Below are 10,659 nucleotides of genomic sequence, written 5' to 3'. Positions count from 1 at the left end.
AAAAAGGGGACGGAGGGGATTAAGTCGTTTGTGCACAAACGACTTAATCCCCTCCGTCCCCTTTTTGTGTCAGATATCGCTGTGATGGTGTGGTACCCCGGTCTTCGGCAGCGGATCATGGCCACCCACGAAGTGGCGTACCACCGGTGCGCGCTCACCGCGATGCAGTTCCCGCAGCACTTCCTGGATCGCCTTGTCGTCGGCGGTGATGCGCTCATGCTGGCGCAGGTGCTCCAGCCACGACGGGGTCACGAAATACTCCAGGTGGATGCCCGGGCTGGCCACGTCCTCGACCACGCCCCAGACCACGGCGCCATCGCGGCGGCGGATCGTGCCCAGCGCGCGCATCTGCGCCTGGAACGTGGCACGATCAGCATCATCGATGCGGTACTCGATGGTGACCAGCACCGGGCCTCGATCATTCGACACCGGCACCGACAGCTCGGGTGCCGGCCAGTGCCCGGCCGGGCGCAGGTTCAGGTCTTCGGTGCCGGCGATGCGCACGCGCCACACCAGCAACCCACCGATCACCGCACCGGCCGCTGCCACCAGCAATGCCAGTTCGGGCGAGGTGCGCTGAGCGAGCGCGCCCCAGCTCAGGCCGCCGGCGGCCATGCCGGCAGAGAACACCATGATGTACAGCGCCAGCGCACGCGCACGTACCCATGCCGGAACCGCAGTCTGCGCAGCGATCTGCAGCGACGACAGCACGGTGATCCACGCAAAACCATTGACCAGCATCACCGCCGGAAGCACGTACCAACTGCGGGTCAGCGCCAGCCCGACCAGGCTCAGGGCCAGCGACAACGTCGCCAGCAGCACCAGCAGGTCGCGATCCATCCGTGCGCGCAGCTTCGGCAGCAGCAACGCACCACCCACTGCGCCGATGCCGATGCAGCCCAGCAGCATGCCGTACTGCCCCGCCCCACCCTGCATCTGCCCACGCACTACCACCGGCAACAGCGCGTTCATTGCCGCGGCGAAGAAGAAGAAGCCGACCGACTTGATCAGCACCGCCTGCAGCCGTCCGGCACGGCTCGCGTAGCGCAGGCCCGCTTTCAATCCGGCACCGAAGCCTTCCGGCGGCAAGCTCGACTGCTTTGGGTCGCGCTTCCAGCCCCACACCACGAACAGCATCGCCGCGAAGGTGATGGCATTGAAGCCGAACGCCCAGACCGCACCCAGCTGGGCGACGATCACGCCGCCGATGGCCGGGCCGATCGAACGGGCGATATTGATGCCGATCGAGTTCAGCGCCACCGCCGAGGCCAGCATCGGCTGTGGCACCAGTTCGGAGACGATGGCGGCCTGCGCGGGCATTGCCATCGCCGCACCGCAGCCCATGCAGAAGGTCAGCAGCACCAGCAACTGCGGGGTCAGCAGGTCCATCGCGGTCAACGCAGCCATCGCTGCGGCCACCAGCAGCATCCAGCCCTGGGTCGCCAACAGGTACTTCCGACGATCGACAATGTCGGCCAGGGTGCCGGCAGCGAGCGCCAGCAGCACGATCGGCACCGTGGTGGCCGACTGCACCAGGGCCACCATCAGCGGCGAACCGGTGCGCTCGGCCATCACCCAGGCGGCGGCCACATCATTGACCCAGGTGCCGATGTTGCTGGCCAGGATTGCCAGCCAGATCGAACGGAACATCTGGATCTTCAGCGGGGACCAGGCACCTGCGTCCTGTACGGGGGGTTGCGACGCGGTTGCGTTCACCATTGCCATGCTCCAACGATCGAGGCGAACAGCGTGTCCTGGCCTCCAGCCTGCTTCAGTGCAGGACCGGCGTCGACCCAGGCCAGCTGCAGCTGCCATTGCCAGTGTTCGCTGGCCTGCCAGCGGGTTTCGGATTTGTACTGGGTGCCGATGCGGCGCGCGCCACCGGCGCTGCCCGGCAACGCCACCAGCGGCGCCGGCGTGGTGTAGACCGCATCGGCACGACGATGCTTCCAGGCCATCTGTACGCCCAGTTCCGTCGTCACCGCGTCGTGCAGGCGCAGGGTCAGGGTCGGCTGCAGGTCCATCAGATTGGCCGGGGCCAGCAGACTGGCCTCGCTGAAGTAAGCCGATTTCGGGAACAGTGCATTGAAGGTGCCCAGTCGCCGGTCGTGCAGGTTGCCATCGCCACTGGCGATGTCGGCCTTCAGCCCCAGCCGCGGTTGCAGTGGCCGCTCCCTCCAGCGCCAGCCCGTGTCGGTCGCCAGCGTCCAGGCACGGACGTCGAGTGGGCCGGTGGCGGCACGCAGTTCACCGCCCTGCGCCACCAGCTCACTGTTCCAGTCCAGCAGACCTGACTGGCCGAACCAGCGCGCACCGAGTGTCTGCCGGCGCTCGGTTCCCGAGCCCGCCGCAAAGCGCGCACCGTCGCGACGATAGTCCAGCAGGTACAGATCCCACTGTCCCACGCCCTGCCCGCGTGCCGCGGTGGCATAGGCACCCCACAGGTGCGCACCGTGTTCGCTGCGATCATCAAAGGCACCCGGCCGGTTCTCGACCGGCCGCAGGGCCATCAGGTCAAGCGTGCCGAGCCGCCCCTTCCAGCCCAGGCGCGCACCATCGAAGGCCAGGCGGATGTTCGGCCCATCGCGTACCGACAACAGCCGCGAGCTGCCATAGCCGGCTTCCTGCCGGCCGAGCTGCAGATGGAAGCCACCGCGCTGCCAGCGCCAGTACGCCTGCTGCACGTCCAAGGCACCACGGTCGGTGCGGCCCGGGCCGCCTGCCTTGCCATTCTCGGCATGCACGCCCAGCTGCAGTTTTGCCTGCCAGGTGTCCTCCACATAGGTGGCCGAAGCCAGTGCGCGCAGCAGGCCATAGCCGTCTTCGCTGCCGCCGATACCAAACCGGGTCGGGTCGTAGTACAGGCCACGCAGGCGCAGCGATGCGTCCAGCTGCAGCTCGCCGTTGCCCGCGTCGCTGCAGCGGCCGCCCTCGCAGGCCAGCGCCAGCGAGGGCACGGACAGCAGCGCCAGGCTCAGAACGCGAAGCACGAGCATCCCATCGCGCCCCAGAACCCGGCCAGGTCATCGGTCGGCGCCGCGTGATGCGCGGCATGACCGTGAGCACCATGCGTACTGCAGGCCACACCGTGATGGTGGCGATGGGCAGCGGCCAATCCGGTGGCGGCACCACCAACGTGGTAACCACCGAACCGGTTGACCGGCGACCAGTCCGGCATCGCCGGCGGCAGCTGCGGCGCCAGCCCAGCATAATCGCCGTCGGCGTGCACGATGCGCCCGCCGACCACGGTCAGCATGCTGGTGATGTCGGCGATCTGCGCGTCGTCGACGCGGAAGAAATCGGCCGAGAGCAGGATGAAGTCGGCCAGCTGACCAACCTTCAATGTCCCCTTCACTGCTTCGTCGCCGGAGAACCAGGCGCTGCCCTGGGTCCACAGGCGCAGCGCCTGCTCGCGTTCGAGCAGGTTTTCCTCGCCATACAGGGCCAACCCGCCCACGGTGCGCCCGGTCACCAGCCAGGACAACGCCACCCACGGGTTGTAGCTGGCCACGCGGGTGGCGTCGGTGCCTGCGCCCACCGGCACGCCCTCGGCCAACATGCGCTTGACCGGCGGCGTGTGCCGTGCCGCCTGCACGCCGTAGCGCTCGACGAAGGCTTCGCCCTGGTAGGCCATGCGGTGCTGCACGGCGATACCCCCACCCAGCGCGCGGATGCGCTCGATATTGCGCGGAGTGATGGTCTCGGCGTGGTCGATGAACCAGTGCAGGCCATCGAATGGCACCTCGCGGTTGACCTGTTCGTATACATCCAGGATGCGGGTGATGCTCTCGTCGTAGGTGGCGTGGATGCGGAACGGCCAGCGCTTCTCGACCAGCAGCTTCACCACGTCGTGCAGTTCGGGCTCCAGCTCCGGCGGCAGTTCCGGGCGCGGCTCGTTGAACAGTTCGAAGTCGGCGGCGGAGAACACCAGCATCTCGCCCGCGCCGTTGTGGCGCAGCAGGTCATCGCCCTGGCGCGGCTGCAGGATCTCGCTCCAGCCACGGAAGTCATCCACTTCCCTGCCCTTGTTCTGGGTGAACAGGTTGTAGGCGATGCGCACCGTCAGCTGGTCATCGCGATGCAGCTGCTCGATGACCTGGTAGTCCTCGGGGTAGTTCTGGAAGCCACCGCCGGCGTCGATCACCGAGGTGATGCCAAGCCGGTTCAGTTCGCGCATGAAGTGGCGCGTCGAGTTGGCCTGGTACTCGATCGGCAGGCGCGGGCCCTTGGCCAGCGTCGCGTAGAGGATCAGCGCATTCGGCTTGGCCAGCAGCAGCCCGGTCGGGTTGCCCAGCGAATCGCGCACGATCTGGCCACCCGGCGGATCCGGTGTGTCCTTGCTGTAGCCGCAGGCGCGCAGCGCGGCGCGGTTGAGCAGTGCGCGGTCATACAGGTGCAGCAGGAACACCGGCGTATCCGGCGCGATGTCGTTGAGCTCCTGCAGCGTCGGCAGGCGCTTCTCGTTGAACTGCGCGGCGGTAAAGCCACCGACCACGCGGACCCACTGCGGCGCGGGAGTACGGTCTACCTGGGCCTTCAGCATGTCCAGGGCGTCGCCCAGCGAACGCAGGCCGTCCCAGCGCAGTTCCAGGTTGTAGTTCAGGCCACCACGGATGAGGTGGGTATGGCTGTCGTTGAGGCCGGGCAGCAGGCGCCGGCGCTGCGCGTCGATCAGCGTCGCTTCATTGCCCCAGCCGCGCATGATCTCCTCGTCGCTGCCGACGGCGACGATGCGGCCTTCCTGTACAGCCAGCGCCTGCGCATGCGGCTGCTGCGGGTCGAGGGTGGTGATGCGGGCATTGCGGATGACCAGCGTGCTCATGCGACGCTCCTTGGAAGTGGAATCGAGTGCGGCACCGGCGCGACCTGCCAGGCCGAGCGCAACAGCGGCGCCGCTGGCCAGCACCACGTTGCGGCGGCCGTGATCGAGGGGATCGTGACTCATGCGAATCCTCCCGGAAAGCGTTGGCCGTCCAGCGCCCAGGCGCCGGGGCCGGCCAGCGCGAGGGCCAGCAGCACCGTGGTCCACATCAACGGGTACTCACTGCCGCCGCGCATCCAGAACCAGCCCTTGGGCAGGGCCAACAGCACGGTGAAGCCGATGAAGGCAGCCGCCGCAAGCGCGGCGATGCGGGTCTGCCACCCCAGCAGCACGGCCAGCCCGGACAACACCTGCAGCAAGGCCAACAGCAATGGCAACGGTGCCACTGCCGGCAGCCCGAAACCGCGCAGCTCGGTGGCGAAGCCGGAAAGCCCCGGCCCCCCGAACCAGCCGAACAGCTTGCCCAGCGCGTGCGGCAGCAGGAAGCCTCCTGCCGCCACGCGCAGCATCAGCAGGGCCAGGTCGAGGCCATGGCCGGCAACCATGCTCAGTGCCCGCCTTCCTGCGCACCGAACATCCGCTTGGCGTACTGGATGCCGATGCCGTAGCCGCCAGCGTGATCGCGCGCAATGCCGGTGGTCAGGTCGTAGGTTTCACCCCGTGCCCAGTCGCGCTGCAGTTCGAGCAGGTACTGCACGCTGGTCATCGGCACCGCGCCGGCCTGCACCATGCGGGTGATCGCACGCTCGTGCGCTTCCTCGCTGACATCGCCACAGGCATCGGTGATCACATACACCTCAAAGCCCTGCGCCAGCGCCGACAGTGCCGGGCCGACGATGCAGACGCTGGTCCACAGGCCGGCGATGACCAGACGGCGCTTGCCGATGCGGTTGATCTCATCGATCACAGGCTGGTCTTCCCAGGTGTTCATCGAGGTGCGATCGAACACCGTCTGGCCCGGAAAGATCTGCGGCAGTTCCGGGAACATCGGCCCGGAGAACGATGCCTCGGCGACCGTGGTCAGCACGACCGGTACATTGAAGCCCTTGGCGCCCTTGCCGATCAGCGACACGTTGTTGCGCAGCGCGGAAATGTCGATGGTGTGGGTGGCGAACGCCATCTGCGACTGGAAGTCGATCAGCACCAGGGCGTGGTCGGTCGGCGACAGCAGCGCCGGGGCGGGAGTGGCGGTGGCAAGGCTCATGGGTGGACTCCGTTGGAAACACGATCAAGGGGATGCAACAGGGCGGCATCGCCGGCAACGTACTGGCCGGGGCTGCAGCCGGTCTCCGCGCGGAAGCTGCGGACGAAATGGCTCTGGTCGAAGAAGCCCAGCTGCTGGGCCAGGCAGGCCATCGGCAGCTGCGCGCCCGGCAGCAGCTGGCGCGCGCGCTCGATGCGACGGCGGCGGACATAGCGCAGCGGGCTGGCGCCGGTACCGACGCGGAACAGGCGTACCAGATGGAAGCGGCTGACGCAGGCGGCCGCCGCCAGCTCGGTCACCCGCAGCGGCTGCGACAGATGCTCATCGACATAGCGAAGGGCGCGCTGCAACGCGGCGGCCTGTTGCGGTGCCAGTGAAGCGGCGGGCGGATCAGGCGGGAAGAGGGTGGCCATGCGGGACGCCGCGAAGGGGTGCCCCATGGTGCGTGACCCCTGCGTGATGCCCTACCCCCGTCGGTCGAGGCCAGCACCTACCCGAATGGGGGAGGCCGACGGCCGAGCAGGCGGCGCCCGAACAACCGCGCATCCAATGAATAGGCGCCAGGGCCCAGCATCAACAGCGCCAATGGCAGCACCGCCTGCGGCCACGGCGCCTGCTGCGCGAACATGCCCACGGCCGCCATCAGCGCCGCCAGCGGCGTCAACGCACCCAGCACGAGCATCAGCACTGCCAGCAGGCACAACGCCGACCACCCGCCCGCCTGCATGCCGGGCGTGAACAGCGCAGCGGACAGGCACAACCGCAACCACAGCAGGCCGATGCCCGGACCGCGGTCGGGGAACATCACGAACAGGCGCTGCATGGCGGGGCTCCGGAGGGCATGCCGGCGTGATAGCCGACGCCGGCGCACGCCGCCTACCCCGTTCGGGTCACCCCGGACTGCCCCACACCTGCCAGAATGCGCGCCATGCGTGGCCGCCCCTTCCCGTCCGTGCGTCGCCTGCCGACGCTGCTGACGTGCCTGCTGCTGTTGACCTCCCTGCCCGCCTTTGCCGTGCAGCGCCCGCCGGTGAGCGGCGGGCTGCCCGATTACGAACACACCGCCTGGCGTGTCGGCCAGGGCGCGCCGGGCGATATCTGGGACATTGCCCAGGACCGTGAGGGCCTGTTGTGGCTGGCTACCGGCTCGGGCCTGTACCGCTTCGATGGCCGTCGCTTCGAACGGCAGGCGGCGCCCGCCGGCAGCCAGTTCCCGTCCACCAACATGGTCACGCTGGCGCATGCCGCCGGCGGTGCGCTGTGGATCGGATACTTCCAGGCCGGCATCAGCCAGTTCACGCATGGGCAGCTGCGCAGCTACGGCCGCGAGCAGGGGGTGCCGGTCGGCGTGGTCCCACGCTTCAGCCAGGATCGCCAGGGGCAGCTCTGGGCGGCGATCAATGGCGGGCTGCGCCGCTTTGACGGACATCGCTGGCAGCCACTGCCGGCCGCTGCCGGCCTGCCAGAGCGCCGTGTGCAGTGGGTGCTGCACGACAGCCGGGGCAGGTTCTGGGTGCTGGCCGACCTGAAGATCTGGATGCGTGCGGCGGGCCAGACCGCGTTCGAGGACACCGGCATCGCGGTCTCGCAGATGGCGACGCTGGCCGAAAGCCCGCAGGGTGAAGTGTGGCTGGCCGACCGGGTGCGCGGCACCTCGCCGCTGGCCAACGCGCAGGGTCTGCTGGCGGCCGGCGAACGTGAGGCGCGGCGGTTGCCGGAACTGGTTGCTGCGCGCCTGCAGTTCACTGCCGATGGCGCGCTGTGGGCCACGATGAGCCCGCACGGCGGCGTCGCCCGCATCACCTTCGACGGCACACGGGCCGTGCGAATGGAACGCTTCGATTCGCCGCAAGGACTGACCGCCACATCGGCAGTGCCGATCATCGTCGATCGCGAAGGCAATCTCTGGATTGGCACCAATCTCGGCCTCAACCGCTTCCGCGCACGCAGCGTGCACGCCCTGGTGGTCGGCCCGAGCGATCCCTACCGCTCGCTGGTACGGGCCAGCGATGGGCGCGTGTATGGCTATGGCGAAGACCTCAAGCCCTACGACCTGCGGCGCCCCCTGCTGGATGGCAGCGCCACGCAGCTGCAGGCCGCCGCTCGGCAGGCACCCACGCCGATCTGGCAGTTCGACTGGGTCAACCTCGCGCGCACGGTCGCCGGCCACACCACATTGATCCCGCTGCCGGCGCCGTTCACCGGGCAGCCGCTGCATGCCCTGTTGTTCCCCGATGACGGACAGGCCTGGGTCTGCGCCGGAGAACGCGGGGTGCTGCACTACCAGCATGACCAGTGGCAACGTGAAATCCGCCTGCCAGAGCAGGCCTGCTCATCGCTGGCGCTGGATGCCGATGGCCAGCTGCTGCTCGGCTATGCCGATGGCCGCCTGCGCCGCCTGGGTACGAATGGCACCGAGACCTTCGACGCCGGGAACGGCCTGTCGGTAGGGCCGATCACCGCGATGCTGCACCACCGGGACCTTCTGCTGGTCGCCGGCGAAGCGGGGCTGGCGGCACGGCTGGACAACGGCCCGTTCGTTCCGGTGCGCACCGACATGGCCGGTGTCCTGGAGGGCATCACCGGCATGGTCGCCGATGCCAATGGGCACCTGTGGCTAAACGGCAGCCGTGGCCTGGTACGGATGGAAAGCGGGTTGCTGCGCCGTGCCCTGCGCACCGGTCTGCCAGTGACGCCACGCCTGTTCGATGCCATCGACGGCATGCCCGGCATCGCCCTGCAGAGCGGACCGATCGCTACCGCCGCCCTGGCCGACGACGGCCTGCTGTGGCTGGCCACCAACCAGGGCCTGGCCTGGCTGGACACCACCCGCTCGCACGTCAATACGATGGCTCCCAGCGTGCGCATCGGCGAGGTGCTGTATGGCAGCGAGCACGCGCCGCTACGCGATGGCCTGCGCCTCCCGGCCGGCACCAGCCAGCTGCAGATTGAGTACGTGGCGCTGTCGTTGGCACGTCCGGAGCGCAACCGCTACCGCTACCGCCTGTCGGGCGTGGATGACGGCTGGCAGGACGCTGGCAGCAGCACACGTGCGTACTACACCAACCTCGCGCCCGGCAGCTACCGGTTCGAGGTGGAAGCCGCCAACGAGGACGGCATCTGGAGCACCGCACCGGCCAGCCGCAGCTTCCGCATCGCTCCCACCTTCATGCAGACAGTGTGGTTCAAGCTGCTGTGCACCGCCGCCGTGCTTGCACTGCTGGTGCTGGCGGTACGCATCCGCAGCGGGCAGCTGGCCGCACTGTTCCGCGCCCGACTGCAGGAACGCAACGGCGAGCGCGAACGCATCGCGCGCGACCTGCACGACACCCTGCTGCAGGGTAGCCAGGGCCTGATCCTGCGCCTGCACGCGATCAGCCAGTCAGCGCAGACACCGGAGCCTGTGCGCAGTCAGCTTGAGTCAGCGATGCAGCTGGCCGAGCGCAACCTGGCCGAGGGTCGCGAGCGGGTCAATGCGCTGCGCGAGGCGCCGTTCGCGGGCCGCGACCTCGCTTCGGCGCTGGCCGACGTGCACGCCGAATACGCCGGGCATGGCATCAATCCCCTGCGCCTGACCGTGGAAGGCGCGACGCCACCGCTGCAGGCCGACGCGGCCGAAGAAGTGTTCCTGATCGGGCGCGAGGCCATCCGCAATGCGTTGCGCCATGCCAATGCCAGTGCCATTGAAGTGGAACTGTCCTATGGCACGCGTTGTTTCCTGCTGCACGTGCGCGACGACGGCGCCGGCATTGCCGACGAGAACGCCGGCCATGGCCATTGGGGCCTGCAGGGCATGCGTGAGCGCGCCCAGCGCCTCGGCGCGGAACTGCAGCTGTGGACCCGCCCCGGGCTGGGCACCGAGATCGCGCTGGCGGTTCCCGCCCGTCGCCTGTATCACCGCCGCCCATCGCGTTGGCGCTGGCCCTGGAGTAGAACGAGCCATGACTGAATCGCCTACCCCGATCGGCGTACTGGTGGTCGATGATCACCCGTTGCTGCGTGACGGCCTGGCTGCGCTGCTGGGCGCCCATTCCGACCTGCGCCTGCTCGGCGAGGCCGCCGATGGCGAGGAAGCCATCGCGCGCTATCAGCAGCTGCAGCCAGACGTGGTACTGATGGACCTGCAGATGCCACGCCTGGATGGTGTGGAAGCCATCGTGCGGATCCGCACGATGGATCCGCGCGCGCGCATAATCGTGCTGACCACCTACCGTGGTGACGTACGTGCGGTGCGGGCGCTGCAGGCCGGCGCCAGCGCGTACCTGCTGAAGGACATGCTGCGCCATGAACTGGTCGACACCATCCGCATGGTCGCCGGCGGCCGGCGCGCACCGATTCCCCCGGCCGTGGCGGCCAGCATCGCCGCGCATGTAGTGGAAGATCGCTTGTCGCCGCGCGAGACCGAGGTACTGCGGCACGTGGCCGGAGGGCTGTCGAACAAGCGCATCGGCGAGCGCATGCAGATTTCCGAACAGACGGTGAAGGCGCACATGAAAAGCCTGATGGACAAGCTCGGCGTGGGTGATCGCACGCATGCGGTAACCCAGGCGCTGCGGCGCGGCATCATCAGCCTGGACGACAGCGGTCACGATTAGGGGGTTGTCCGGCAGGGCTTGCAGCCCTGCACCCGCGG

Annotated in this window: 9 protein-coding genes; 2 read left to right on the top strand and 7 right to left on the bottom strand. The window is 68.5% G+C overall.

The genetic code is table 11. From position 1 onward, the window contains the following. Positions 1–69: 69 nt before the first annotated feature. The 7 genes from ACM0O9_RS19700 to ACM0O9_RS19670 all read right to left on the bottom strand — a co-directional run bounded on the left by ACM0O9_RS19700 (position 70) and on the right by ACM0O9_RS19670 (position 6,849). Complete coding sequence (locus tag ACM0O9_RS19700; RefSeq protein WP_065196125.1) at positions 70–1,719, bottom strand: MFS transporter; 1,650 nt, start codon at positions 1,717–1,719, stop codon at positions 70–72. Next, on the bottom strand, positions 1,713–2,996 hold the full coding sequence (locus tag ACM0O9_RS19695) for an alginate export family protein (RefSeq protein WP_329843569.1): 1,284 nt from the start codon (positions 2,994–2,996) through the stop codon (positions 1,713–1,715). The genes ACM0O9_RS19700 and ACM0O9_RS19695 overlap by 7 nt, the downstream gene beginning before the upstream one ends. Then, entirely contained in the window at positions 2,975–4,822 is a 1,848-nt protein-coding gene (locus ACM0O9_RS19690; RefSeq protein WP_414604266.1) for an amidohydrolase, read from the bottom strand. Before ACM0O9_RS19690 ends, ACM0O9_RS19695 begins: the two co-directional genes overlap by 22 nt. Positions 4,823–4,941: 119 nt before the next feature. Continuing rightward, positions 4,942–5,367: a DoxX family protein gene (locus tag ACM0O9_RS19685; RefSeq protein ID WP_414604263.1), complete on the bottom strand. Its 426-nt coding sequence runs from the start codon at positions 5,365–5,367 to the stop codon at positions 4,942–4,944. A gap of 2 nt (positions 5,368–5,369) precedes the next feature. Then, positions 5,370–6,026 carry a hydrolase gene (locus ACM0O9_RS19680; protein WP_005417006.1) on the bottom strand — a complete coding sequence of 219 codons (657 nt, stop codon included), beginning with the start codon at positions 6,024–6,026 and terminating at the stop codon, positions 5,370–5,372. Further along, positions 6,023–6,466 (bottom strand): helix-turn-helix transcriptional regulator, encoded by a 444-nt coding sequence (locus ACM0O9_RS19675; protein WP_414604262.1) that lies wholly within the window; start codon positions 6,464–6,466, stop codon positions 6,023–6,025. The genes ACM0O9_RS19680 and ACM0O9_RS19675 overlap by 4 nt, the downstream gene beginning before the upstream one ends. A gap of 50 nt (positions 6,467–6,516) precedes the next feature. Next, entirely contained in the window at positions 6,517–6,849 is a 333-nt protein-coding gene (locus tag ACM0O9_RS19670; protein WP_005417009.1) for a hypothetical protein, read from the bottom strand. Positions 6,850–6,945: 96 nt separating this feature from the next. Between ACM0O9_RS19670 and ACM0O9_RS19665 the strand changes: the two genes are divergently transcribed. Together ACM0O9_RS19665 and ACM0O9_RS19660 are read left to right on the top strand one after the other, a co-directional pair. Continuing rightward, entirely contained in the window at positions 6,946–9,975 is a 3,030-nt protein-coding gene (locus ACM0O9_RS19665) for a sensor histidine kinase (protein ID WP_235649258.1), read from the top strand. Next, on the top strand, positions 9,968–10,621 hold the full coding sequence (locus ACM0O9_RS19660; protein ID WP_065196123.1) for a response regulator: 654 nt from the start codon (positions 9,968–9,970) through the stop codon (positions 10,619–10,621). Before ACM0O9_RS19665 ends, ACM0O9_RS19660 begins: the two co-directional genes overlap by 8 nt. The last annotated feature ends 38 nt before the right edge of the window (positions 10,622–10,659 follow it).

The sequence above is a fragment of the Stenotrophomonas sp. FR012 genome (assembly GCF_047520565.2).
Classification (GTDB): domain Bacteria; phylum Pseudomonadota; class Gammaproteobacteria; order Xanthomonadales; family Xanthomonadaceae; genus Stenotrophomonas; species Stenotrophomonas sepilia.
This window is presented reverse-complemented; position numbering and strand designations above follow the sequence as displayed.